22 protein-coding genes are annotated in these 25,273 nt (G+C 49.4%); 13 read left to right on the top strand and 9 right to left on the bottom strand.

All coding sequences use genetic code 11. From position 1 onward, the window contains the following. Positions 1-29: 29 nt before the first annotated feature. Positions 30-2,360 (bottom strand): TonB-dependent receptor, encoded by a 2,331-nt coding sequence (locus ABWW03_RS06880; RefSeq protein ID WP_353407262.1) that lies wholly within the window; start codon positions 2,358-2,360, stop codon positions 30-32. Between the two features lie 411 nt (positions 2,361-2,771). Beyond that, positions 2,772-3,689: a LysR family transcriptional regulator gene (locus tag ABWW03_RS06875; protein WP_353407261.1), complete on the bottom strand. Its 918-nt coding sequence runs from the start codon at positions 3,687-3,689 to the stop codon at positions 2,772-2,774. 222 nt (positions 3,690-3,911) lie between these two features. Between ABWW03_RS06875 and ABWW03_RS06870 the strand changes: the two genes are divergently transcribed. The 6 genes from ABWW03_RS06870 (at position 3,912) to ABWW03_RS06845 (ending at position 9,598) form a co-directional block, all read left to right on the top strand. Next, positions 3,912-4,589 carry a histidine phosphatase family protein gene (locus ABWW03_RS06870; RefSeq protein ID WP_353407260.1) on the top strand — a complete coding sequence of 226 codons (678 nt, stop codon included), beginning with the start codon at positions 3,912-3,914 and terminating at the stop codon, positions 4,587-4,589. A 71-nt stretch (positions 4,590-4,660) separates the two neighbouring features. Further along, positions 4,661-5,869, top strand: a complete 1,209-nt coding sequence (locus ABWW03_RS06865) for an acyl-CoA dehydrogenase family protein (RefSeq protein WP_353407259.1) — start codon at positions 4,661-4,663, stop codon at positions 5,867-5,869. A gap of 71 nt (positions 5,870-5,940) precedes the next feature. Then, positions 5,941-6,972 (top strand): phosphotransferase family protein, encoded by a 1,032-nt coding sequence (locus ABWW03_RS06860; RefSeq protein WP_353407258.1) that lies wholly within the window; start codon positions 5,941-5,943, stop codon positions 6,970-6,972. 28 nt (positions 6,973-7,000) lie between these two features. Next, positions 7,001-7,975, top strand: a complete 975-nt coding sequence (locus ABWW03_RS06855) for an NADPH:quinone oxidoreductase family protein (RefSeq protein WP_353407257.1) — start codon at positions 7,001-7,003, stop codon at positions 7,973-7,975. A 46-nt stretch (positions 7,976-8,021) separates the two neighbouring features. Then, positions 8,022-8,786 carry an SDR family oxidoreductase gene (locus tag ABWW03_RS06850; protein ID WP_353407256.1) on the top strand — a complete coding sequence of 255 codons (765 nt, stop codon included), beginning with the start codon at positions 8,022-8,024 and terminating at the stop codon, positions 8,784-8,786. Between the two features lie 59 nt (positions 8,787-8,845). Further along, positions 8,846-9,598 carry an SDR family NAD(P)-dependent oxidoreductase gene (locus tag ABWW03_RS06845; RefSeq protein WP_353407254.1) on the top strand — a complete coding sequence of 251 codons (753 nt, stop codon included), beginning with the start codon at positions 8,846-8,848 and terminating at the stop codon, positions 9,596-9,598. A gap of 60 nt (positions 9,599-9,658) precedes the next feature. Here the strand turns inward: ABWW03_RS06845 and ABWW03_RS06840 are convergent, their stop codons facing one another. The 3 genes from ABWW03_RS06840 to ABWW03_RS06830 form a co-directional block, all read right to left on the bottom strand. Next, positions 9,659-10,675 carry a cytochrome d ubiquinol oxidase subunit II gene (locus tag ABWW03_RS06840; protein ID WP_353407253.1) on the bottom strand — a complete coding sequence of 339 codons (1,017 nt, stop codon included), beginning with the start codon at positions 10,673-10,675 and terminating at the stop codon, positions 9,659-9,661. Between the two features lies 1 nt (position 10,676). Next, positions 10,677-12,041 (bottom strand): cytochrome ubiquinol oxidase subunit I, encoded by a 1,365-nt coding sequence (locus ABWW03_RS06835; RefSeq protein ID WP_353407581.1) that lies wholly within the window; start codon positions 12,039-12,041, stop codon positions 10,677-10,679. Between the two features lie 73 nt (positions 12,042-12,114). Further along, complete coding sequence (locus tag ABWW03_RS06830) at positions 12,115-12,669, bottom strand: GbsR/MarR family transcriptional regulator (RefSeq protein WP_353407252.1); 555 nt, start codon at positions 12,667-12,669, stop codon at positions 12,115-12,117. Between the two features lie 318 nt (positions 12,670-12,987). Between ABWW03_RS06830 and ABWW03_RS06825 the strand changes: the two genes are divergently transcribed. From ABWW03_RS06825 to ABWW03_RS06815, 3 genes are all read left to right on the top strand, one after another. Further along, on the top strand, positions 12,988-13,575 hold the full coding sequence (locus ABWW03_RS06825; RefSeq protein WP_353407251.1) for a hypothetical protein: 588 nt from the start codon (positions 12,988-12,990) through the stop codon (positions 13,573-13,575). After that, positions 13,572-16,532 carry a prolyl oligopeptidase family serine peptidase gene (locus ABWW03_RS06820; RefSeq protein ID WP_353407249.1) on the top strand — a complete coding sequence of 987 codons (2,961 nt, stop codon included), beginning with the start codon at positions 13,572-13,574 and terminating at the stop codon, positions 16,530-16,532. Before ABWW03_RS06825 ends, ABWW03_RS06820 begins: the two co-directional genes overlap by 4 nt. A 171-nt stretch (positions 16,533-16,703) precedes the next feature. Continuing rightward, positions 16,704-17,582: an AraC family transcriptional regulator gene (locus ABWW03_RS06815; protein WP_353407248.1), complete on the top strand. Its 879-nt coding sequence runs from the start codon at positions 16,704-16,706 to the stop codon at positions 17,580-17,582. 14 nt (positions 17,583-17,596) lie between these two features. Here the strand turns inward: ABWW03_RS06815 and ABWW03_RS06810 are convergent, their stop codons facing one another. After that, complete coding sequence (locus ABWW03_RS06810) at positions 17,597-18,109, bottom strand: TlpA disulfide reductase family protein (RefSeq protein WP_353407247.1); 513 nt, start codon at positions 18,107-18,109, stop codon at positions 17,597-17,599. Continuing rightward, entirely contained in the window at positions 18,096-19,403 is a 1,308-nt protein-coding gene (locus ABWW03_RS06805) for a YihY family inner membrane protein (RefSeq protein ID WP_353407245.1), read from the bottom strand. Before ABWW03_RS06805 ends, ABWW03_RS06810 begins: the two co-directional genes overlap by 14 nt. 202 nt (positions 19,404-19,605) lie before the next feature. On the opposite strand from ABWW03_RS06805, the gene arsC reads away from it, so the two are divergent. The 4 genes from arsC to sppA all read left to right on the top strand — a co-directional run bounded on the left by arsC (position 19,606) and on the right by sppA (position 22,927). Then, positions 19,606-19,950: an arsenate reductase (glutaredoxin) gene (gene arsC / locus ABWW03_RS06800; RefSeq protein ID WP_353407244.1), complete on the top strand. Its 345-nt coding sequence runs from the start codon at positions 19,606-19,608 to the stop codon at positions 19,948-19,950. Between the two features lie 64 nt (positions 19,951-20,014). Continuing rightward, positions 20,015-20,605, top strand: coding sequence for an NAD(P)H:quinone oxidoreductase (gene wrbA / locus ABWW03_RS06795; RefSeq protein WP_353407242.1), 591 nt, complete (start codon positions 20,015-20,017; stop codon positions 20,603-20,605). A gap of 3 nt (positions 20,606-20,608) precedes the next feature. After that, complete coding sequence (locus ABWW03_RS06790) at positions 20,609-21,037, top strand: DUF2069 domain-containing protein (protein WP_353407241.1); 429 nt, start codon at positions 20,609-20,611, stop codon at positions 21,035-21,037. A 48-nt stretch (positions 21,038-21,085) separates the two neighbouring features. After that, positions 21,086-22,927 carry a signal peptide peptidase SppA gene (gene sppA / locus ABWW03_RS06785; RefSeq protein WP_353407240.1) on the top strand — a complete coding sequence of 614 codons (1,842 nt, stop codon included), beginning with the start codon at positions 21,086-21,088 and terminating at the stop codon, positions 22,925-22,927. Between the two features lie 117 nt (positions 22,928-23,044). On the opposite strand, the gene hda is transcribed toward sppA, so the two are convergent. Together hda and ABWW03_RS06775 are read right to left on the bottom strand one after the other, a co-directional pair. Beyond that, positions 23,045-23,761, bottom strand: a complete 717-nt coding sequence (gene hda / locus ABWW03_RS06780; RefSeq protein ID WP_353407239.1) for a DnaA regulatory inactivator Hda — start codon at positions 23,759-23,761, stop codon at positions 23,045-23,047. Between the two features lie 116 nt (positions 23,762-23,877). After that, positions 23,878-25,071, bottom strand: a complete 1,194-nt coding sequence (locus ABWW03_RS06775) for a DUF2066 domain-containing protein (protein WP_353407238.1) — start codon at positions 25,069-25,071, stop codon at positions 23,878-23,880. Positions 25,072-25,273 lie beyond the last annotated feature (202 nt).

Below are 25,273 nucleotides of genomic sequence, written 5' to 3'. Positions count from 1 at the left end.
GGAGACCACCGATTAAAGGAAAAATGGTTTTAAAAACGATAACTCAAACGCATACCGGCACTGCGCGGCATGCCGGCACTGCGGACATAGGGGCCATTGCCACCTCGGTAAGCTGCGGGAAAGTAGTATTCATCAAACGCGTTGCGCACCCAGGCCATCAGTCGCCATTGATCATTTGGACTGACCAATGCCGCACGCAGGTTCACCAACTCATAATCATCCGTTGCCGCTTCTGGAGCGACACCACCGCTGGTTTCATCCTGATAGGAATAGTCCATTCCCAATTCGATTTGATAACCGTTTTGCAAAGCCCACTCATATTGCAAGGTGGCGTTGTAGGTCCACTCCGGAGATTGCGCCAATTCCAACCCAGATGCGTCTCTACGTACGACCGTAGGCCAGGCACTGGCTTGCTGATCAATGGCTTGCCACTCTTCAACCAGAGTATCCAGATAGGCAACGCCCAGCTGCACGGTCCAACCCTCACCAGGTAACCACTGCATATCCAGTTCCGCACCATTGATGCGCGACTGGGGCACATTGGTTAAACCGGCAATATTGCCTACGAAGGTTACCGCTACATCCTGTTCCTGCTTGTCACTGTAGTCGTACCAAAAAGCGGCGAGATTCAACTGCATGGTATTGTCCAGCAAGGTCGCTTTTAAACCAGTTTCAACTGCGTCCAGTTCTTCTTCGCCGTAAGGTTGAAGCTGGGAAGTTGCATTAGAGTTAGCACCGTTAAAGCCACCTGACTTGAAACCGTTTGAATAGGTGGCGTACCACAGCAAGTCTTCCGTGATAGCAAAATCAATTCCGAGTTTGCCCATCCATTTTTTTGTTTCGATACGATCTTCATATACGTGAAAAGCATCGTTCACACGATCAGTGCCGATAACGGAAAAAATGTAATTGGCTGAATTAGGGTCGTCGTCAATAGTGCCACAACTGCCGGGTGACAAGCGGGTGCCGAAACTGGTATTCAGGAAATTGGCTAAGCTGCCATCCCCGGCATCAAAGGTGCATCCTGCCCAATCACGAGTTTCACGGGTGTAGCGCAGGCCGGCCGTCAGGCGCCAATCCTCATTGAAGTTCCACTCAATATGGCCAAATACGGCCGCCGATTCGGTTTCCTGGGTGTAGCGTGTGTCCAGTTCCAAAATAGGCGCGGCATTAAAGGGCGCCACTCCAAATGGAATGGAACCATTACCAAACACGGAGTCGGCCATAAAGAAATGGTACTGCTCTTCCATTTCATCCTGGCTATAGTACACCCCGGCGATCCAAAGCAGATCATCACTCTGTGCACTCAGACGTATTTCCTGGGAAAACACATCGAGCGTCGTGTCGTTGATGTTGCTCGAATCCAATTGAGCGGTGCCATCCCAATCATTGCTTTCCTGTCGTTCAAACTCATCGTAGGCGGTGATCGACGTCAGCTCGATATCACCCAATGACCATTCCAGTTTGAGCGATGCTCCCCGCAGTTGATTGTCACGACGTGGGCGCAAATTCCAGCGTTGTCCGGTACGTTCACTGACGTATTCATTGGTCCAGTCAGCGGCTTCATTATCTCCACGGGAATACCAGGGCGGTGTTTGTCCAAACGCGGCCCCTCCAGGAATCAAATACTGATCGAGGCCAAGATACGGTGCCGCAAAATCACTCGCCAAACCCGCATCAGTACCGGCGTAAGCGGTGTTTGCCCGGTTATCCGATTGATCGTCCACGTAATGCAGGTTCACCAATGCCGAGAGCGAATCGTTGACGGTGATATCAAACAAAGCCCGCCAGGCCAATTGATCTTTCTCGCCCAGTTCGTCATTGCGTGTCAGACTCTTTTGCCAGCCTTCGTTTGACGTCACGGATTTCAAAGCAAAGCGACCATTGACAGAATCGCTCAAAGTGCCAGTTAGAAACCCTTCCACATCCAATACATTCAAATCGTCATAGACCACGTCAATCGCGGCTTCAAATTCGTCGCTGGGCTTTTTGCTCACAAAGTTGATTTGCCCGGCCGTCGTGTTTCGTCCATACAAATCACCCTGCGGCCCCTTCAACACTTCAACACGCTCGACATCAAAGAGAACACCACGGCTCATGACAGTATAAGGAATAGCCACCTCATCCAAATACAAACCGACTGTTGAGGACGCCGCTGTAGAATAATCCTGAAAGCCAACACCACGAATGGTGTATAGCGGAACACCGGTAGCGGCCGTTTCATTCACGGTGAGGCCTGGAGTGAATACCGCAATATCCTCCGCTGTCGTGACGCCGTTGTCCTTCAGCTGATCACCCGTAAAAGCATTCACGGTGATGCCAATATCGTTCACACCTTGAGCGTGTTTTTGAGCCGTCACTACAACTTCTTCGAGAGTAGAAGCCTGAATATTGCCAGAAGCCATCAGTACAGCGAGAGATAAAGCATTTTTAGTCGAGCAGAAATGCCATGGTTTGAAAGTCTTTGTTATTTTATTCATAGATACAGGCGCACGATGGCCGCCGCTCCTTCATTCGCGAGGTAATAATTAGCAATCGGAGACATAACGTCACAAACGGACAGATGTGAACGGCCGCAGCCCAGTCCTGGCACTCAGTTTTTATTGCTTTAGCGGAGTGCTTCGAGAGAGATACTACGAATTGACGGCTAAATAATCTTGACGAAAGCGGACAAGGGCTTGACCACTCTGGTCAAGTCCTTGAATGGGGCAAGTGACTGATTAGGGTCAAACACCTGAGGCGAGGCGTATTAAAAATGTTGATCAGAAAAGCTATTCCACTTCATCTATCAGTGCAATGCCATCCTGAATTCCGTGCAAGAACAAATTCCGCAGCCAACGGTTTGCATGATCATCATCGGCGCTTTTGTGCCAGAACAAATGCCAGTTCAGCGCCGGAACATCAAAAGGCAGAGGTAAAATTTTGAAGTCCAGTTGGCGCGCCAAGCGAATCGGTAAGGTCCAGACCAGATCAGTATTGGCAACAATTTTTGCACCAACCATATAATGCTGGACGCGCACTTTGATATTGCGATTCAAGCCCATGCCATTCAGGGCGTGATCCACAATGCCCTGGCCTTTGCGGCGGCTGGAGACATTGATGTGTCCAAGTGCCAGATACTGTTCCAGGCTGAGCTCATTGCGTACTGCGGGGTGGTCAGGCCGAACCACACAAACATAATCCTCACCACTCAGAGGGGCATGGCACAGGTTATTGTCAGCAACGAGAGGTACATCAATGGCAAAATCAAGGCTGCCTGCCGCAAGTTCTTTGGCCATATCCTCGCGGGGAACATAGTAACTGGTCAAAGTCATATTTGGGGCCAAACGCTGAAGGTGAGACATAATGGGCGGCAAAATCAGCGTCTCTCCCAGGTCATTCATACTGCAAGCCACAATCTTCTCGGAGGTTTCTGGGGTGAACTTGTCCCCTTCCTGCACGCTCATATTCAATAGCTGCAAGGCCTCACGTACTCGACCAACGATGTTTTCGGCCACCGGGGTGGGCATCATGCCATCAGGTGTGCGCACAAACAGCTGGTCATCGAAGGTTTTCCGCAAACGATTCAAGGCATTACTCACCGCCGGCTGTGTAATACACAGAACTTCGGCCGCACGAGTCAGGTTCTTTTCCGTGTAAATGGCATCAAAAACGACAAATAAGTTCAGATCCACCTGGCTTAAACGCATGCTGTATCTACCTTGCTGTGGGGCACTAATGGGTTCTTTCAGCCCTTTAGACGATTCAAAAAGGCCCTAGATCATAATCACTATAATTAATAATGCAATATTAAAATAATAAACTTCAATGATAGTAATCACTTCAATATTCTCTTTTCATACCTTTTGGGTCCCCTATCAGGGGCCGGAAACCAGGAAATCGAGCACGAACCGCAAGCCCTCGGGAGAGATATGTCAGAGTTTTTGTTAGTACGTCACGGCCAGGCCTCCTTCGGAGCGGATAATTACGACAAATTGTCCCCATTAGGCTGGCAGCAGGCCCGCTGGCTGGGTGAATACTTTCAACAACAAGACAAGCCTTTTGACGACATTATTACCGGGAAACTCGTGCGTCATCGCGAGACCGCCCAGGGTATTTGTGAAGGTCTGGGATTATCCCGTGATGGTTTTACTGAACACGGTGGTCTGAATGAATTCGATTTCCACTCAGTGGTCAGTGCTTACTTGAGCCAACACCCCGAGGAAATGCCCAGCGACAAGAGTGACGCCCGCCCCTTCTTTAAAGTACTCAAAAGAGCCATGGAAGCTTGGCGTAACCATCAATTGGATGCTTCTCTGCCCGAGAGCTGGGAAGAATTTGAACAACGTGTAGCCGATGCTCTGTCCTTTATCCAAAGTCATTATTCCGGCCAACGCGTGTTGGTAGTGAGTTCTGGCGGAGCCATCGCGATGGCGATGAAGCACGTTTTGGGCTATGGCGACGATATGGTCATGAACATCAATATGCAGGTCATCAATTCAAGCTTGAGCCGCTTTGTGTTCAGCCCACGCAGTGTTCGCCTTGCAAGCTTTAACAATATTCCTCACTTGGACGATGTCAGTCGAAGTGACGCCGTAACGTACAGCTGATTCCCATTAGTCGTACGAGATATAAGTAGCACCCTTATTTTTATTGACATAAAAACAACCTGGAGAGAACCATGGATTTTGAATACAGCGATAAGGTAAAGGATCTGGTTTTACGCGTTCGTGCTTTTATGGACGAACATGTTTTCCCGAATGAAGGCACTTTTCACGAGCAGGTCAATGCCGATCGCTGGAAAACTCCACCGATCATGGAAGAACTGAAAGCCAAAGCGAAAGCGGAAGGCCTGTGGAATTTCTTCCTGCCCCTGGCCTACGGCGAATACTCCGGCGGCTTGACCAATCTGGAATACGCACCGCTGGCGGAAGAAATGGGTCGTGTTGCCTGGGCACCGGAAGTGTTCAACTGTGCCGCTCCGGATACGGGCAATATGGAAGTGCTCGCAAAATACGGTAACGCCGAGCAGAAAAAGCAATGGTTGGAACCCCTGCTGGAAGGCAAAATTCGTTCTGCTTTCGCAATGACTGAGCCCGAAGTTGCCTCTTCCGACGCAACCAATATCGAAACATCCATTGTCCGCGACGGCGACGAGTACGTCATTAATGGTCGTAAGTTTTACATTTCCGGTGCTTGCCGTGAAAGCTGTGAAATCATGATCGTGATGGGTAAAACCGACCCGGAAAACCCCAACCGTCACATGCAGCAATCACAAGTGCTGGTGCCGGTAAAAACGCCGGGTGTGAATATTGTTCGTCCGATGCAGGTATTCGGTTATGACGATGCTCCAGAAGGTCACGCCGAAGTAATCTTCGACAATGTGCGTGTTCCTGTCAGCAATATTATCCTGGGCGAAGGTCGTGGTTTTGAAATTGCGCAGGGCCGCTTGGGACCAGGCCGTATTCACCACTGCATGCGCTCGATCGGTGCCGCTCAGCGCGCGCTGGAAATGATGTGCAAACGCGCCAATGAGCGAATTGCCTTTGGTCAACCACTGGCCAAGAACCAATCAGTACGCGAAGACATCGCCATCTCTGCTTGTCAAATCGAACAAGCGCGTCTGATGACCTTAAAAGCAGCGTACAAAATGGATACAGCGGGCAACAAGGACGCCAAAGACCTGATCGCCATGATCAAGATTGTCGCACCGAACGTCGCCCTGGATGTTGTCGATCGTGCAATTCAAATTCACGGTGCTGCCGGAGTGAGTCAGGATTTCTTCCTGGCGCATATGTGGGCTGGCCAACGCACCTTGCGTTTGGCTGATGGACCGGATCAGGTTCATATGATGCAGCTGGGCCGCAACCTGGCCAAAGCACACGCCTGATACCATAAGACGCAAGAACTCAGCCGGGGCCTGCCCCGGCTTTGTCGTTAGAAAAATACGAGGAAATCACCATGGCAGACGTTAGCCAATTGGATGTGGTCAAACTGGCAAGCTATCTGGAATCTCAAATCGATGGTTTCAAAGGGCCAATCAGCGCCGACAAATTTCCCGGTGGACAATCCAATCCCACCTTTAAAATTACCGCCGAATCCGGCGTTTATGTTTTACGCCGACAGCCACCCGGCAAACTGCTGAAAAGCGCCCACGCGGTCGATCGTGAATATCGAGTACTTGCCGCCCTGGCCGACAGCGATGTGCCGGTCGCCAAGGTATACCACCTGTGCGAAGACCGTGAGGTGATTGGCTCCATGTTCTACATCATGGAGTACTGCGACGGCAATGTGCACTGGGATGCTCAGTTAGCCGAAGTCGACAACACCACACGTGGAAAAATGTACGATGAAATGAATCGCGTACTCGCCGCTTTACACAGTGTCGATCTCACAGCTGCTGGTCTTGAAGACTATGGCAAGCCCGGGAATTACTTCGCCCGCCAGCTGGACCGTTGGACGAAACAGTACCGCGCTTCTGAGCTGGAAAAAATTGACGAGATGAATCAACTGATCGAGTGGCTGGAAAATAATCAGCCTGAAGATGATGGTCGTGTCTCTCTCGTGCATGGCGATTATCGTCTCGACAATGTTATGTTCGACAAAAACAATCAGAACATTATTGCCGTTCTGGATTGGGAACTGTCCACTCTGGGCCACCCCTACGCCGATCTCGCATACCAGTGCATGCAACTGCGTATGCCAGGAGCCGGTGACATGAAAGGCTTGATGGGCATCGACCGCGCCGCCTTGAACATTCCTTCAGAAGAAGAATACGTCGCCCAATACTGTGAGCGAATGGGCTTGGCATCCATTCCCAACTGGGAATTCTATATTGCCTTCAGTTACTTCCGTTTGGCCGCCATTATTCAAGGTGTTGCCAAGCGCGCTGCAGACGGAAATGCCTCCAACAAAAAAGCGGCACAAATGGGAGCCTATGTTAAACCCATGGCTCAATTCGCACTGGATACCATTGCCAAAGCTAAGGCCTGACAGCCGCCCATAACAACAGGATAAGAAAATGAAAGCGATTGTATGTCATGAATTTGGTCCCCTGGAAAAACTCAGTTATGAAGACGTCGACACTCCCACCGCTGGCCCGGGTAACGTCGTTCTGGATATTAAAGCAGCAGGGGTAAATTATCCGGACGGTTTGATGGTACAAGGCTTGTATCAAATGAAGCCGCCTTTTCCATTCACCCCTGGCTCTGAAGTTGCGGGTGTCATCAGCGAAGTCGGTGACGGCGTGAACCATGTGAAGGCAGGCGATCGTGTTATTGGTTTTGTAGGCCTCGGTGGTTATGCTGAAAAAGCGCTTTGCCCGGCAACGCATCTTATTCCGATTCCCGATGGTATCAGTGACGCTGAGGCGGCTGGTTTAACCACCGCTCACGCAACCGCACATCACGCTCTGAAACAGCGCGCTAATATTCAACCAGGCGAAACCTTATTGGTCACTGGCGCTGCCGGCGGCACAGGTTTAGCGGCCGTGCAGATCGGTAAAGCGATGGGCGCAACCGTGATTGCAGCCTGCTCCAGCGAAGAAAAGTTGCAACTCGCTAAAGAGAACGGTGCCGACATTCTCATCAATTACAAAGAGAAAGACCTGAAGACCGAACTCAAAACCATCAATGATGGCAAGGGCATCGATGTTGTCTACGACACTGTGGGTGGTGACGCTTTTGACGCCTGCAGTCGCTGTATGGCATGGAACGGCCGCTTGCTGATTATTGGTTTTGCGTCCGGCGAAATCCCCAAATTCCCGGTCAACCTCGCTCTGGTAAAAGGGTATTCCGTGGTAGGTGTTTTCTGGGGTTCTTTCACCGCACACCAACCCAAAGACTTCGCAGACAATATGCGTGAGCTGCTCGGCTGGTACTTGCAAGGTAAAGTGAAAGTCATTGTCGATGAAGCCCTTCCTTTAAGCGACGCCAAATCGGCCTTGGAAAAAGTGATGGGCCGCCAGGTCAAAGGCAAGATGGTACTGCTGCCTTAACACCAGCACAAAACAGAATGCCATCCGCATTATTTGGAGAACAACAATGAGTACAGAACTGTTTAACTTAAATGGCAAAATTGCTCTGGTCACTGGCGCAAGCCGTGGTATCGGTGAAGAGATTGCCAAATTGCTGGCGGAACAAGGAGCCCATGTCATGGTGACTTCCCGCAAAAAAGAAGGCTGTCAAAACGTGGTCGACGCCATTGTTTCAGCCGGCGGAAGCGCTGAAGCGTTGGCTTGTCACGTGGGCAATATGGAAGACATCAGCAACACCTTCGACTATATCCGTGAACAGCATGGCAAGCTGGATATTCTCGTCAACAATGCAGCAACTAATCCCTACTTTGGCCATGTGCTGGATACCGATCTCGGCGCTTACAACAAAACCGTTGACGTGAACATTCGCGGTTATTTCTTCATGTCGATTGAAGCAGGCAAGTTGATGAAGGAGAACGGCGGCGGCGCTATTGTTAATACGGCATCCGTAAATGCAATTCACCCAGGCCCTGCTCAGGCCATTTACTCCATTACCAAAGCAGCGGTTGTCAGCATGACCAAAGCCTTTGCACGGGAGTGCGCTGAATTTGGTATTCGCTGTAATGCCCTGCTGCCCGGTTTGACCAAAACCAAGTTTGCTGGTGCCCTTTTTACGCACGATGAAATTTATCAAATGGCCGTTGATAAAATTCCAATGAAGCGCCACGCCGAACCACGTGAGATGGCCGGTACCGTTCTGTATTTGGTTTCTGACGCGTCCAGTTACACCACCGGCGAGTGCATTGTGGTCGATGGCGGCATGATTGTTTAAGTCGCGCTCATTAAGCTTCACGGCCAGCCTGAACTGGCCCCCAAAATAGAAGACAAATTATGGATTCACTATTAGATTTTCGAGGCAAAGTCGCCATCATCACCGGTGCCGCCAGCGGTTTCGGTGCCGTTCTTGCAAAAGGCTTGCATGAACGCGGTGCCCAACTGGTATTGGGTGACATCAACCTTCCTGGTCTGGACAAAGCCAGTGCCGAATACGGCGACAATGCAGTTTTACTGCAATGCGATGTCAGTAAAGAAGAAGATTGTGCGGCATTGGTAAACGCGGCACTGGAAAAGTTCGGCCGCCTGGACATTGCGGTCAATAACGCCGGTATCGGCCACGAAATGCTGGCGACTCATGAGCAGCAAGGCGATATTTTTGACCGTCAATACGAAGTTAACCTGAAGAGCGTCATGATCGGCATGAAGCATCAGATTCCCGCCATGTTCAAGGAAGGCGGTGCTATTTTGAACGTCAGTTCCATGGCTGGTATTGGCGGCGCTCCAAAACTGGCTCCCTATGCAGCAGTTAAGCATGGCGTTATCGGTTTAACCAAAACCGCCGCCGTGGAATACGCCAAGCAGAATATTCGCGTGAATGCCATCTGCCCATTCTTCTCGCCCACCAATATTGGTGCTGGCATGCTGAAAGAAGATGGTGTGGAAGATATGCTGGTCAGGGGTTGCCCCATGAAACGTTATGGCACTGTGCAGGAAATGGTCAATGCTATGATGTTGATTCTGTCCCCTGGCAACAGCTATATGACTGGTCAGGCCATCGCGGTCGACGGAGCCGTTTCAGCGATTTAAACATACTGGGCAGAGTTATACTCTGCCCTAACCCTTCCTGCAGCTCATTCCAGACACAAACTAAAAGTACCTCAGTGCCGTCGCCTTTCCCCAAAACACCCGATAGGAATAGGCGGTATACGCCAGAATAACGGGGACAACAATCACCGCGCCCCAGAAAATAAAGCCCAGAGCTTCCGGTGCAGCCACCGCATCAAATAAACTCAAACGCCCCGGAATAACATCCGGATAAAAGCTCACCACAATTCCATGGAAACAATTCAGGAACAACAATACCGCCAATACAAAAGGGATCCAGCAGCCGTAATCGTCTTCAGCGGGAACGCGTTTTAGCACCTGGTCAGACAAAATAAACAGAGCCGCACTGACGATAGGAATCACCCAAAGCAGTAAATTGTTTGGAAAGCTGAACCAGCGCGCATACACTTCCGAATTAATCCAGGGGTTCACGACACAAACAGCGGCAATGCCTGAGGCCATCAACACCCCACTGATGCGCGCGCTCCGAGCACTGTATTTTTGCAAAGCGCCTTCGGTTTTCATCACCAGCCAACATGCACCTATGTAGGAATACGCCGCGGTCACACCAAACGCACTCAGTAGGGAAAATACGATCGTCAAGGCATCATCAGAAAAACCGCAAATGTATTGCCCCAACATATACCCTTGAGACAGGGCTACGATCAGAGAGCCCGCTCTGAAAATATGATCCCACAGGCCCTTATATTCCATCGCAACCTTGGCCCGAAAATCAAAGGCCACACCTCTAAGAATTAGCCCTGCCAACATCAAAGTTGCCGGAACATAGAGCTCCTGAAGCAAAATATTGTATGCCTCGGGAAACGCAATCAACATCAGACCAATTGCCAAGACCAACCAGGTTTCATTGGCATCCCAAAAAGGACCAATTGAAGCGATCTGAGTATCGCGCATCGCCTCATCATGACGGTGAAGCACAATGCCTACTCCAAGATCGTAACCATCCAAAATAGCGTACACCAATACTGCAAGCGCCATTAAGCCGATAAATACGGGCCCAAGATACGCTGGATCGATCAAAACACTCAAAATATTCACCTTACGCTCCTGTCATTGTCGCTTTCAGTTCTAATGCTTCATTCCGATCAGAATTCTCCGGCGCTTCCAATCGGGCTGATTTTCTTGCCATCAAAAAAACCGTATGGATATAGGCCCACAGTAATCCACCATACAACGTTGCGTAGATCACAAGAGAAAACAGCACATTACCCTCAGGAAGAGTCGTTGCGGCCTCTGAGGTTTTCAGCACACCCTGTACAAGAAAAGGCTGCCTACCAATTTCGCTGACATACCATCCGGCTAAGGTTGCGAGCCAGCCCGAAAAGGTCATTGCCACAGAGGCTTTCAAAAGATAGGGACTTGCCTCGCCTTTGCGCCACAACTGCCAACTCAAGACCCAGGAGATGAGCAACATTAAGAGCCCACAACCCACCATAACCCGAAAACTCCAGAACACTGGGGCCACGGGTGGGTGGGCACCTCTAAACTCATTCAGCCCTCTGATCTCACCATCCGCTTCATGGGTGAGAATCCAACTGGCCATATTGGGAATACCCACCTCAAAATGATTTTCCCGCGCCTCCTCATCCGGCAAGGCAAATAACAACAGGCTGGCGCCGCGCTCGGTTTCCCAAACACCTTCCATTGCGGCCACCTTGGCCGGCTGATGTTCAAAGGTATTCAAACCATGTAAATCACCCACGAAAATCTGAACCGGCAAAGCGATCGCCGCTACCAGCGCGCCCAACCGGAGCGTAATTCTTGGCGCCGGTTTGTGATCGCCTTTCAATAAGCGATACGCCGATACCCCCATTAAGAGAAAACAGGCCGTAATCAAAGAAGCCAGCAACATATGAAAGAAACGGTACGGAAACGAAGGATTGAAAATTACGGCCCACCAATCCACTGGAAATGCCACTCCATCCCTCAACTCAAAGCCGGTAGGCGTTTGCATCCAGGAATTCAGCGCCAGGATCCAAAAGGCCGAAGCAGTTGTACCTAAAGCAACAATCGCCGTAGCGATGGTGTGCATGCGTGGGGAAACCCGATCAATGCCGAACAGCATGACTCCCAGAAAGGTCGCTTCCAGAAAAAATGCGGTGAGCACTTCGTATCCCAAAAGCGGACCGGCAATATTCCCCACCCGAGCCATAAAGCCTGGCCAATTGCTGCCAAACTGGAAGGACATCGTAATACCACTAACCACACCTAGGGCAAACGTCAGAGCAAAGATTTTTACCCAGAAACGATAACAGCGCATCCAAACCTCATCTCCGGTTTGGTGCAAACGAATTTTAAAAAACAGCAAGGCCCAACACAGAGCAATAGTGATGGTTGGAAATAAGATATGAAAGCTGATATTCAGGGCGAACTGAACCCTCGATAACATGACGGTATCGATCACAATATCCATGATTTACCTCGTGGATGAAAAGAGAAATGAGCCTTTCAGCTCAGAGCCCGGCGAGTGCCGGGTTTCAGTTCTCCGGCCCGCGCAAGGTAAGCTTGTCGGTGAACTCCAGAACCTTCCCCATGCCACTGCCTAACCTCATCAGGGTTTTCAGTTTTTGCGGTGGCATAGTCAATAATTCATCCGCCCAACCACTGCACAGTTCGAGCAGATCGTGAATTTCCTGCATTTTCTCCTGAGCATAGACTTCCTGCTCATTGGCCGGTGCAACCAGCAGGGTATCTCGTAGTACACTCAGAGTCGGTTCCACCTCTCGGCGGCGGCGCTCTTCCAATACTCGAATGGCCATGTCCCAAATACTTCCCGCTGCGGTAAAGTATTCTTTGCGGTCACCGGGCACCCGTTTTTCCTGCAGTAAACGCCAGGATTGAAGCTCCTTCAGGCCCATACTGACGTTACCCCGAGAGATATTCAGCGCCTCACTGAGATCATTTGCGCACAACGGGTGTTCGCTCAATACAATCAAGGCATACATCTGCCCCACCGTACGGTTGAACCCCCAGCGGCTGCCCATCTCACCAAAATGGTAAACAAAGGCCTCAATTTGTGGAGTCATGGTCATAACACTACCTCAGCTAATTCAATAATTTCTGTATTTTCAGAAATTATTGAAAGCTTAGAACTTTAATTGCGCCAGATCAAGGGTTCGAATGTAATTCATTTATACGTGATCATTCTGGCGAACGCCGTCTAGGCAAATGAGAGGTCGACAGCAGCATGCCCCCTTCGACGTCCTCAACTCCTCCCTCTAGCTCAAATCAACCAGCTTGCAATACCCGACTTAATTACCAATTTCCCCTTTTTCAACTGGCCATCAGGCCTTAGCTGTGGCAAATTTAGGCGCCTAAAAATGAACGTCATCCATCACAGAGGAAGTGTTATGGTTCAAGAGTTGAATCGCCCTTTTATCTCCGTTTTTCTTGCCTTAAGTGTTCTTATTTTGAGCAGCTGTGCCAGCCGAGTCAGCACAGTGCAATCCGATACCGCCAAACCCATTAAAAACAGCGAAGGATATTTACTGCTCGGACTTTCCTCCAATATGTATCTCGAATACATCGTGATCGACGGTGAAAGCAAGATCATGTTTACCAAGGATGATGTTCGCTACAACAGTAATTATTTATTTACCGCCTTGCCTGCGGGGGACTATCGGATTAAGTCAGTTAAGACCGGAAAATATACGGGATACAGTTTGCTGGGGGATATCTGGTCATTTTCTGTTGCGCCCGGCACCATTAGTTATGTTGGTGATTTTCAAGCCAAACGAAGTCAGTGGGGAGACGACATCCTGATCGTTAATCGATCCTCCTATGCCTATGAATTTATGAAAGATCACTTTCCAAGCCTACTCAAGAAACATTCAATTGACTACACAGGAAAAAGGGAAGATCGTTTTTTTGATTTAATACATAAAGGAGAAAAAAGTAATAACGATGAAACATTCGTAGGTAAAGGAGTTACAAAATGAACAAGAAAATCATCCAATTTCTAGCTCTATCACATCTTCTAATGTTTGGCATTGTGGCGTTTGCCACACCTATCCCGGCTGAAAAACTCTTCAGGAACATGGACATTCATTCTGTAACACTCAGTCCAGATGGAGCCTATCTCGCGACATTCAAGCGCCATGAAGACCGCACTTCAATAGACTTTACTTTTACCAACACCATGATTCAGCACGAGATCATCTCGTTTCCGTACAAAAAAAGCGCTCGCTTGCTCGACATAGAATGGCTGGACCATAAGACTCTACTCATCGATTACAAACATAAGAACGGTAAAGAAAGGCTTCAAGCCATTTTGCCTATCGAATTTAAAGAAGATGGGGTTCCCCACACAAAAGCCAAGCGCATTTGGGCGAAAGGCTATATCGTTGACAAACTGATCGACAAGCCAGGCATTGTCTTATTTGCCCGAGATGAGGGAAGGGATGAATACCGTCAAAAGCTATACTACACAGACTACGCCACTTTGATGGGTAATAAAGTTAGAGAAAAAGGCAAACCCTTTCATACCCAACCTTTTGCCGCATACCACGTATTTTCCAGCCATTCTGATAAAGAGCTGATGTCTATATCGTTGGATAGAGACAATGAAAAGGTCGACTTTCATTATTGGATAGAGGGCATGAAAAAATGGAAAAAAGCCGCTAGTATTGATAAAGGCAATTACAATTTCAGCCCCGTGAGCTTAATCAACAAAGAAACCCTGGCTGTGCTCAGCAATCAAAATTCCGACTTAAGAGGTTTGTACGAATACGATCTCAACACCCAACGTTTAGGAAGCTTGATTTATGCCCACCCCAAGTATGATTTAATCTCAGCTAGTTTTAGTCCTCAGACCAAAACTCTTGAATCAGTTAGCTACCTTGATCACGGACAATTAGTCAGCAAGTATTTTTCTAAATCCCAGGCGGAACTGAAGGCTAAATTAGACAAGGCCTTTTCTGATCAACAAATTGCAATCATTGACAATGCTCCCCTCAGTTCTATTTCTTTGCTGGCGACATTTTCAAGTGATAACCCAGGTCAATACTACTTATTCAATAAAAACACCTTGAAAGCCGAACTTGTCGGAGACTCATTCATTGACATCGACAGAACTCAACTGAGTAAAGCTGAACATATCAGTACTAAAAATAGGGCCGGCCAAGAACTCGAGTCCATCTTGATCCGCCCTCACTCTGGGTCAAACGGAGTACTGATCGTGAATCCTCACGGAGGTCCAGTTGGAGTTAGAAACAACGAATACTTTGACCGACAAATCCAGTTTCTAAGTAGCCGCGGATATTCCGTTCTCCAGGTTAACTTCAGAGGTTCCTGGGGGTTTGGTAAAGAATTCTTAGAAGCCGGACTTGCTCAATTTGGCAAAGCAATTGAAGAAGATATTGACACAGTTGTTGATCATGTTCTTACCAAATATCCCTACCAACATGTTTGCTCCATGGGATCGAGTTATGGTGGATATTCTTCGGTCATGCTGGCCATGGAAAAACCTGACCTATATAAATGTGTCATTGCAGCTTTCGGAGTCTACGATCTTCCGCTAATTTTTAACTCCCGAAACCTCGATGAAATTGATGGCAGCATGGAAGGAATTGAAAGAGTTCTAGGTTCCATGCGCGAGGAGCTTTGGGAGAAGTCTCCTCTTTACCACGCTGAAAAACTCCAAGCTCCCATTCTGTTAATAGCAGGTCATAACGATAAAATTGCCCCTATCGAGCAAAGCAATCGTTTTAAAATGCGTTTAGAACAGCTAAAAAAGCCTCTAGAAACTCTTTTTTACAATGATAGTAGCCATGGGCACGACAACTGGTACAGCGAGACACACCACAACTATTATGTAGATGATTTCATTAGGAGAACGCTCAACCTACCCTCACCATATGCAGAAAATGATAAAAAATCACGCATTGAACACTACAAAAGCATTGCAGATGGCTTAGATAATGGCACCGTCAGCGACCCGGATAGTGAGGTAGCGTTCAGAAACTATCAAGAAGCAGCTAAATTGGGCCATGCCCGCTCTCAATTTAATATTGCAAGCTACTATCACCGAGGCGAACAGGTTGAGAAAGATCTAAATCAAGCCGCACATTGGTATCAACGCGCAGCCGACAACGATTACAACAATGCCAATATACGCCTAGCCCATTTGCATCGCAGAGGAATCATAAAATCTGCGAGCAAAAAGAAAGCTCTCGATTTCTACAATAAAGCGAGTGAATCTGACAGCTATACAGGAAAAATCTACGCCGCCAGGGCTCAGTGTTATGGAGAAGGTATAGAGAAAAATATTGATGTGTGCATCAACACCCTAGAAGCAACTGTTAAGGAAAAGTTCTATAAGAAAGAACGCGACAAGGCACTCATGAATGATGTTCATAGCATTGTTGCCGAAATAAGCTGGCGGATTCCTTTGAACGAGGACCGAACCAATAGCTTAAAGAAAATACTTGCCTACACCAAAGGCGCATCTATATTCGACGCTGAAGTTGATGAAGATGATATCGGCATTTTCAGTAAAGACAGCAATGGCCGCTATACCTTTGAAGAAACAGCAACCCAAATTCCTCTCAAAAAAGGCGTGGTCTTTGGAGCCATGTTGGACATTTCACCGTCACCCAAAACAAGTAAGACACTAAGTCAACTGGTTGCATTGAAAGCAAAATGGACAAGCCCCATCCAACATGATGAAGATGGTGCCAAGAAAGAACCATATTACTATATTCAATTCTCGAGATATTCAGGTGGGTTTTACTTTATAAGAGAATTACCCGACGACTGGATGCAAGTCCCAGGCACATGGACTTTAGAACTCGCAACGCTTGATGGAGAGAGTCTATTCAAACAAGAATTTGACCTCCAACCAGAATCCGTCATTCGCAAACGACAGGAAGAAAGCGGTTTAGGCTCCCTATTTTGAAACCCACCATAGAGTGGATGGCCTAAAGCCATCCACTCTATGGACCTCTTCCTCGCACAATGCCATATTTGCCCCTACCCCCTTCCTCCCCAAAACAGCAAAAAAAGGTGAGTTCACACCACCAAATGCCTTTATGATTGAACTCAACAGCTCAATAGGAAGTGTGTTCAATTGGATTGGTCAACGCGAATTCGGCGGGTAGTCGAGTACATTGAAGGCAATTTGGACGGCGGCATATCGGTCGAAACTGCCGCTGAGATCGCCTGCTCCTCCAAGTACCATTTTCATCGAATGTTCCATGCCATGCTCGGCGTCACTTTCGCGGACTATGTCAGGAAGCGAAGGCTGACCCAAGCCGGAGCTGAGCTAATGTCCGGTCGTAAAAAAGTGACTGATATCGCGTCCAAGTATGGTTTTGATTCACCGAATGCATTTACACGGGCTTTCAGAAGTCTACACGGCATCAACCCCAGTGAAGCGAGAACCGGCAAGGTCAAGCTATCGATCTATAAACAAGCGGACTATCGAACAAAAACAGTAGGTGGAGACATGCTGAAATATCGAATTATCGAGAAGCCCGAATTTCAAGTCATCGGTAAAGCCCAGGAATTTGATTATGAAAACTTCATTAAAAGTGGCCCCGGATTCTGGAAAGACTATGTCAGCAGTGAGGAATACTCTGCCCTTTCGGAGTTGAGTCAGGGGCACTGTGGCCCGGTATCAGAAGCACCGTTAATGTCAGTTTATTTCCCCAATGATGACGGCCATCGAGATTCATTCAGTGATGTCCTGTGCATAGAAAAAACTGAAGACTTAAACAGTGATTCATTCAGCCAATTTTCGATACCTTCTGCCTGCTATGCGGAATTCACGTGCAAATATCCAACTTCGATGAAAACCAATAAACGTATTTATGGAGAGTGGTTTTCAGCAACAGGTTATGAACGAGACAACCGTAAACCGGATATCGCCGCTTACTTTCCCATCGCTTTCCGACCGCTCAGAGACATGGGGATTCGCTGGTGGATTCCTATCGTTAAACGGAATTAAGGACACCCGTCGGGTTACTGACCCTGAAATTGTTTGATTTTCCCGAGCAGACCATCTTCCGTTTGAGGCCCTAACAAGGCCTTGCTTAGGCGAATACCTTTGCCAGATTCAGGGCTAGGCACCAACATCAAATACGTCATTGGCAGGGCCTGAGCTTTGCGTGTCAGCTCCGGGTGAATATGCTTGGGCTCGTGTTGCCCAGCCAGAACGGGAAACTCTATTTTCATTTGAGCAATAAGACTGTTCAGCTCTTGCCCCTGATGCTTATCGAAATCAATACCTATTACCGTGATACCTGTGTTCTTGTTCAGGCGGTTCAGCTCAGGAATTTCGTGCAAACAGGGTTTGCACCACTTGGCCCAGTAGTTAATCACCAACACTTGCTGTGCATCGAGCCTCAGCTCGCCACCATCGGCGAGTTCAATATGGCGATCTCCGCTGCAGGCAACAAGAATTGCTGTCACCCACACGACAAGCGCGAGGCGCTTTCCTTTGGATAGTCCCACCCAACGATTACTGAGTGTCATTCCCACCATTGCCTTGCTTGGCCTGGTGAATCGGAAATACTCCATCATCGCTGATCAGGGCATCTTCTTCCGGTAACTCCAGAGTTTGCGGAACCGTATCGAACACATCGGTTAAACACACGTCGTATTCCAATTCGGTTTTCTGATCGATGGCTAACATGCGTGCTGCCACCGAAGGAAACCATGGTAAGGACTGCAGAAAGCGCGACTCACCCGGCAACTGACTTTCCACACCCACCATTTCGGCCAGAGTGCGCAGGCGCACACGGGATAAATCTTTACTCAGTACATAGTCACCGCTGTTGGTCGCCGCAATAATTTGCTGTTGCAACAAGGACTGACGAATATTGGCCCACTGACGCCCATCCACCCCCACTTCGGCGGCTTGTCGGTCGGTCAGGCTTTCGCCCTGCTGCCAGCGTTGATGGAATGCCCACAGCACCAATAAGGCCGCCACCAAATCTGGATAATGCTGGCCATCAGCGCCATCAGAAAAGGTCGACATGACTCGCACTAAAATCGCGCCGGACAAAACCAGCATCCACATCACGTAGATCCAGACCAGGAACAAGGGAGCCGCAGCAAAAGCGCCGTATATGACTTCCAGTGAAGTCATACCGACAACGGTAGCAAACAGTTTTTTCACCAGTTCAAAAGCGATCGCCGTGAGGAAACCACCAATCGCCGCGTGTTTTAAATTGACCTTGCAATTAGGCACAGCCACAAACAACAAGGTAAACGCAGAAGTTGCCAAAATAAACGGTAGGAAACTCAAAAAGCCCGCCAAGAGCCCTTGGGTTTCAGCGCCCTCAAACAGTTTAAGTGACAGTAGATACGTTGTTACCGCCAGGCCCATACCCAGCATAAGAGGCCCCAGGCTCAATACTGCCCAGTAAAGAAGAAAGTTGGCCAGTCCCTTACGTCCTTCCTTAACCCCCCATATGGAATTGAAATTGCCTTCGATATTTTTCAGCATTAAATAGGCTGTCACCACCAACATAATGACACCCACTGACGTCAGACTGCGCGCCTGGGAAGAAAAGCCCGCCAAATACTCCTGCACTTCCTGGCCCGTGGATGGCACAAAGTTATCAAAGATCAGGGTCTGCAGCTGGGATTCCAAACCAGAAAACGCGGGAATCACCGAAAACATGGAATAGCTCACCGTCATCATCGGGACGATGGCAAACAAGGTCATATAAGTCAGGGCGGCTGCACTCTTTTGGCATTGCTTATCCTGATAGTGGAATATGATTTGTTGAATAAAACGCTGAACTGTTTCTAGCGTAATCATATTGTCCTCGTAAAATATGTGGTTAGAGCCGTCAAGCCCGCAACGCCCCAGAGTATCTATTTGCCAGGCAAAAGTCTGTACTTGTGGTGATAAAGATTAGTCTTAACTGATCCATCGACATACAATAGGCAGTTTAGCCCATTCACAGCAAGCGCACTTGCCATGTGTGAGAACTGATTCGCGCTTATTGAAGGAATTATCTATGTACACCATTTACCACAACCCACGCTGTTCAAAATCCCGCCAAACCTTGGCGATTTTGGAAGAGAAAGGCATTGAACCTGAAATTGTCCTGTATCTCGATACCCCCCCAAACAACGGCGAGCTAAGCACCATTTTGAGCAAGCTCGGGATATCGGCTCGTCAATTGCTTCGCAAGGGCGAAGAGGCCTACAAAGAACTGAACCTGGCCGATGATAAACACAGTGAAGCGGATCTCATTGAGGCCATGACTCAACACCCTAAGTTGATCGAGCGCCCGATTGTCGTCAATAGCAACAAAGCCGTACTGGGTCGCCCTCCCGAAAACGTACTTGAATTAATCTAAGACCGGCAAAACAGCCCCGAAAACCCTCATTTTAACCCGTTAAGGTCCTCGGAAAGAGACAGACATGAGCAAGCCTTATATTCTGGTTTTGTATTACAGTCGCCAAGGGGGCACCGCCCAACTGGCACAGCAAATCGCACGCGGAATTGAGAGTGCAGGAATGGAAGCACGCTTGCGCACGGTGCCTCCGGTATCGACTACCTGTGAAGCTATCAGCAGCGATATTCCCGACAGCGGCGCCCCCTATTGTTGCAAGGAAGACCTTCAGCATTGTGCCGGTTTGGCCCTTGGCAGCCCAACCCGTTTTGGCAATATGGCCGCGCCACTGAAATACTTTATCGACCAGTGCAGTGACCTGTGGTTGAACGGTGATTTAATCGACAAACCCGCCAGCGTATTCACCTCGACAGCCAGCCTGCACGGCGGCCAGGAGAGCACTCTGCTCAGCATGATGCTGCCCCTGCTCCATCAGGGTATGGTGGTGATGGGCTTGCCCTACTCCCAGAGTGAACTGAGCACAACCCAAAGCGGCGGCACCCCCTATGGGGCATCCCACCTTGGGGGCGAAGAAGGCCGTGCGCTCAGCCCTGAGGAAAACAACCTGGCCCAGGCTCAGGGACAGCGCTTGGCAAAACATGCGTTAAAGATGGTGTAACTTATGAGTGAAAACACCGTCAAAGAAGTTAAGCGCATTCCCAATCTGGAGAACAAACTCCAATGGGGAATGCGCCTGCACTGGTTGTGTTATGGAACATTAATCGTGCTCTACAGCTGGCTCAACCTGACTCACGAACATGGCGCCTGGGGCGTCTGGGGCTTTCAGGTTGTCCCCTTGTTGCTACCGCTGTGGAGCATGCTGAAAGGCAATCACAAGGCGTTTAGCTGGTTTTGCTTTATCATTTTGTTCTATTTCACAGCTGCTGTGGTCAGTGTTGCCATGCCGCCGGAACATGTGCAGGCCTATCACTGGCTACAATTGATACTCAGTACCATCTTGTTCTTTACTGGCATGATGTGTAGCCGCTGGATTCAGTACCACAAGTACTGGCAACAGCAAGATACACAGGACGCGCCGGCACAAGCCTGATACTGCGAGCGACCTGCCTCTTGGCAGTTTATTGAAAAAGGATCGATTATGAGTGACTCAAAGAAGCGCCCATGGGTTTTGCGTTTTTTAAGTGGGCTGTGGGATGGCATCAATGGCCTGCGACGCATTGTGCTGAATATCCTGTTTTTATTTATCTTGATCGCGTTTTTCGCGGCTCTGATCCCCAAGGGACAGACACCTCTCAGCAAAGACACCGCCTTGGTTGTCGCCCCCGCTGGCTATTTGGTTGATCAACTCAGCGCCAAGGATCCTTTCGCCCAACTCATGGGCGGCAACGATGGACAAATGGAGACCCGCCTACGCGATTTGCAACAGGCCATTCTGCGAGCCAAAGACGACGATAACATCAGCGCCATGGTTCTTGATCTCGGCGGCATGGCGGGTGGCATCAGCAAGCTTGAAGAACTGGGCCAGAGCATCGAAGCCTTTAAAGAGAAAGGCAAGCCTGTGTATGCTGTGGGTGATTACTATTCCCAGAGCCAATATTATTTGGCCGCCTTTGCCGATGAGATTTATTTGAACCCCATGGGGGGGGTTGGCGTGATGGGTTTTGCGGCTTATCGCAACTACTACAAAGATGCGCTGGATAAACTGTCCATCAATGTCCATATTTTTAAAGTCGGCCAATATAAAGATTTCCTCGAGCCTTATATGCGCAACGATATGTCCCCGGCGTCCAAGGAACACAATGAGCAATGGCTGAATCAATTATGGGGGCATTACACCCAGCGTGTTGAAGGCCTTCGCGGGATGGAATCCGGCAGTATTGATGAATTAATTAATCATCTGGATGTTCGCCTGCAGGAAAGCAAAGGCAACACTGCCCAGCTGGCCTTGAGCACCGGTTTTGTCGATGAACTTCTGCCTCGTCATCTGCAACTGGCCAAGCTTCAGGAAAAAGTGGGCAAAAACGAAAAAGGCGATAGCTATCGTGGTATCGACACCGCGCATTATCTTGCCCTGACCGAACCGGCTTTCCAAACCAAGGAAAACAAAGTCGGCCTGATCGTCGCCAGCGGCACTATCCTTGATGGCGAACAACCTGAAGGCAGCATCGGTGGCGACACTCTGGCGCAACTGATTCAACAAGCCAAGAAAGAGCAACTCAAGGCGCTGGTTTTGCGTGTTGATTCCGGCGGCGGCAGTGCATTTGCATCTGAAATTATTCGTCAGCAACTGCTCGATTTACAGGAAGACATCCCGGTTGTGGTATCCATGGGCAGTGTTGCCGCCTCCGGTGGCTATTGGATTTCGGCCACCAGTGATGAAATTTGGGCAACCCCCACAACCATCACCGGCTCCATCGGCGTGTTCGGCGCCTTCCCTACACTGGAAGAAAGCTTGAAGCATTTAGGCATTCATACCGATGGCCTGGGCACGACCGCTCTCGCCGGCAGTATGCGCGTTGATCGCACCTTGACGCCTATGGCTGAGCGTGTCGTCCAACAGGGTGTTGAACAAGTTTATGAGCAGTTTCTGGATATTGCCGCCGAAGGTCGCGATTCCACGCCCGATGCCATTCACACCATTGCTCAGGGTCGAGTGTGGAGTGGTGAGCAGGCGCTGGAAAATGGCTTGGTGGATAAACTCGGCGGTCTGAACGACGCTATTGCCGCCGCTGCGGAGTACGCTGACATCAGTGATTACGACGTTCTCGAAATCAAACGCAAACTCAGCCCTAGCGAACAATTTATGCAAGAGCTTGCTAACAATTTGAATGCTCAAGCGACGGCAAACCCCTGGGTTCAGCCGATCACTCAAAAAATGGCGAGCTGGTTCAGCCCTGTGACGGCAGCAATTGAAGAGTTGGGTAATTTGAATGATCCGAAAGGTATGTACGCACGCTGCCTGGCCTGCATAGCGCCGTAAATTCTGTTCAAGCTTCTCAAAGTAAAAAGCCGCGATACATAGGTCGCGGCTTTTTTGTATCGGCTATTTGACTCTCTGCGTATACGCAGTGCTTTGCTCTATCCAAGAGCCTGATCGTTACAAACCCAATACGTGCTTCACAAAAGGAATCGTCAGCTTTCTCTGCTCGGCTAAGGAAGCATTGTCCAGACGATCCAGAATATCGAAGAGCTCACCAATATGTCTCGGGGCACGGTGCAAAATAAACTGGGCAACTTCATCAGACAACTCCAGGCCTCGGGCCTTGGCTCGCAGCGTCAAGGCTTGTTGTTTTTCAGTATCCCCCATTAAAGGCACTTGAAAACTCAAGCCCCAACTTAAGCGCGAGGCCAAATCGGGCAGACGGATGTTCAACTCGGTCGGATTGGCACTGGCGCTGAACAGCATTTTGCGGCCACTGTCTTTGCTGCGATTAAAACAATTGAACAGGGCCTGCTCCCAATCGGCTTTGCCAGCAATGTGTTGCAAACCATCGAGACACAAAAGATCAAAACCATCCATACCTTCGAGCAAGGCATCGGGTGCAAACCCCACTAACTCCGACAATGGCAAATACTGGGCGCTCAACTGCTGCTGATTTGCGAAATGGCAACTCGCCTGCAACAAATGACTCAAACCACTGCCACTAGCTCCCCACAAGAAAAAACCGTGTTCGGTCGGGTTTTGCAAAAACTGCTGCAGAGCGTGCACAGCCTGAGCGGCACCCGAACCTTCCTGAGTGTAAAAGTTCTCAAAGGTGGCGTCGTCAGCGAGTGCTACGCCCAGAGATAATTGTTGAGGTTGAGAATGATCCACGGAATTCTGAACTGGCAAAAATAAGCGCGAGCTTACCCTTTTGCTCTTTATGGAATCAAGCCCCCAAGTAAAATCAGAGGCCTGATCAGGAGATCATCATAGGAAAACAATCATGATCATTGTGGAGGCTGGGGCGTCTGCGAGGCATCGATGACCACCGCATCTGAAGACTGGGTACGTTCCTCGCCGCCACGCTCTAACTCACCGGATTGTTTCAGACTGCCATCATTCACGGGCATCAATGGCGCCAACACATTGTTTTCTGGCGGCGGCAGCTGGTAATACATCACCCCCTGCTGCTTAGCGTCACCCGCGGCAGAATTGGGCTGTAAAACATTATCCAGAGCAATAGCATCGACCAATTGCTGCAATTGACCATCAATAAACAAACGCAAACGCAGCTGTTCTCCCAGAACCCGTTCCGGCTCGGCATGGCGCACCATGGCCAGCCCATTCAGGTAATCCAACACCTTTCGGTAAGACGCGAAATGGCCGATATTGTCCAACTGCATGTAATAAGGCTTGCTGTCCAGTGGGCTGGCCACGATCGCATGTTGGCTCGCCAGATAATCCGCAACCTGATTGAGGCCGCTCACCACAATGTCTTCCGGATTGGCGCCGCGGCCATCAAACAACTGTAATTTTCCCCGATCCATCAGCAACCAGGACGCCAACCATTGGCCGCTCCCGGTAATGCTCATTCGGCCCAGTAAGGCAACATCGCTTTGATAACGACTGGAAGCGCGTTGCAGACTCTGCTCATTCAACGACCAGGCCGCAGCGACCGGCAAGGCCAGTCGATCGTCCAAATCCATCAAGGGTAAGGACAGCGGCAGGCCGCGATCCGTTTCGACCCGCCTAGCGGCGTCCAGTAAGGATTCCTGCTCATTCAGATTGAGCATCTGGCGTTGCTGAAAATCGTCCTGAACCAACCACAGCAACACCTGCGGGCGCTTATCCGGCCAGATGGGGAGAGACAATTTACGCAGCAAGGTATCAACCGCACCCTTGGCATAATCCAGATTCAGCTGATAACCATCTTCGGCATTTTCATAACTGAACTGCTGCAAGTAGCGATTCGCCTGCCCCAAAGCCGCGTTAAGACGCTCAGGTTCTGGCAGATTTTGAGAGCCACTGACCTTAACTATCACGTTGGCCAAACCCGCCGCGGCCAACGTTTCCCTGCGCTCAGGGGTTTGATCCTGAACATCAAAACTGGCGCGATAAAGGTTTTCAACCTTCACCGCTTCAGCCCACTGAGCTCCGGCAATTACCCACAGCGCAAACATCCAGGCGATTATTCTGCCCACAACTCCCCCAATACAATCAAATTCCGGTCTGTCTCACCATTTTCAGCCTATGGCCTTGTTGATGCGAGTAACGACCACAAAGTTCCAAAAAGGCCTGAAACTATAGCCCTGCTGGTATGAACTCGGGCTAAACCTGCCCCTTCCCAGGGAATCTCACAGCAAGCAAAGCTACAATCCGGCCACATTGTAGCTTTGCCATAGC

The organism is Pseudoteredinibacter isoporae (assembly GCF_040372805.1).
In the GTDB taxonomy this organism is placed as follows: Bacteria; Pseudomonadota; Gammaproteobacteria; order Pseudomonadales; family Cellvibrionaceae; genus Pseudoteredinibacter; species Pseudoteredinibacter isoporae_A.
This window is presented reverse-complemented; position numbering and strand designations above follow the sequence as displayed.

Bases quoted from the DNA above. Each gene is read 5' to 3' on its own strand.
- wrbA (WP_353407242.1), top strand. From the start codon at position 20,015: ATGAGCAAGCCTTATATTCTGGTTTTGTATTACAGTCGCCAAGGGGGC.
- ABWW03_RS06875 (WP_353407261.1), bottom strand. From the start codon at position 3,689: ATGCGTTTAAGCCAGGTGGATCTGAACTTATTTGTCGTTTTTGATGCC.
- ABWW03_RS06810 (WP_353407247.1), bottom strand. From the start codon at position 18,109: ATGACACTCAGTAATCGTTGGGTGGGACTATCCAAAGGAAAGCGCCTC.
- ABWW03_RS06805 (WP_353407245.1), bottom strand. From the start codon at position 19,403: ATGATTACGCTAGAAACAGTTCAGCGTTTTATTCAACAAATCATATTC.
- ABWW03_RS06820 (WP_353407249.1), top strand. From the start codon at position 13,572: ATGAACAAGAAAATCATCCAATTTCTAGCTCTATCACATCTTCTAATG.
- ABWW03_RS06855 (WP_353407257.1), top strand. From the start codon at position 7,001: ATGAAAGCGATTGTATGTCATGAATTTGGTCCCCTGGAAAAACTCAGT.
- ABWW03_RS06870 (WP_353407260.1), top strand. From the start codon at position 3,912: ATGTCAGAGTTTTTGTTAGTACGTCACGGCCAGGCCTCCTTCGGAGCG.
- arsC (WP_353407244.1), top strand. From the start codon at position 19,606: ATGTACACCATTTACCACAACCCACGCTGTTCAAAATCCCGCCAAACC.
- ABWW03_RS06865 (WP_353407259.1), top strand. From the start codon at position 4,661: ATGGATTTTGAATACAGCGATAAGGTAAAGGATCTGGTTTTACGCGTT.
- sppA (WP_353407240.1), top strand. From the start codon at position 21,086: ATGAGTGACTCAAAGAAGCGCCCATGGGTTTTGCGTTTTTTAAGTGGG.
- ABWW03_RS06860 (WP_353407258.1), top strand. From the start codon at position 5,941: ATGGCAGACGTTAGCCAATTGGATGTGGTCAAACTGGCAAGCTATCTG.
- ABWW03_RS06790 (WP_353407241.1), top strand. From the start codon at position 20,609: ATGAGTGAAAACACCGTCAAAGAAGTTAAGCGCATTCCCAATCTGGAG.
- ABWW03_RS06850 (WP_353407256.1), top strand. From the start codon at position 8,022: ATGAGTACAGAACTGTTTAACTTAAATGGCAAAATTGCTCTGGTCACT.
- ABWW03_RS06825 (WP_353407251.1), top strand. From the start codon at position 12,988: ATGGTTCAAGAGTTGAATCGCCCTTTTATCTCCGTTTTTCTTGCCTTA.
- ABWW03_RS06845 (WP_353407254.1), top strand. From the start codon at position 8,846: ATGGATTCACTATTAGATTTTCGAGGCAAAGTCGCCATCATCACCGGT.
- ABWW03_RS06830 (WP_353407252.1), bottom strand. From the start codon at position 12,669: ATGACCATGACTCCACAAATTGAGGCCTTTGTTTACCATTTTGGTGAG.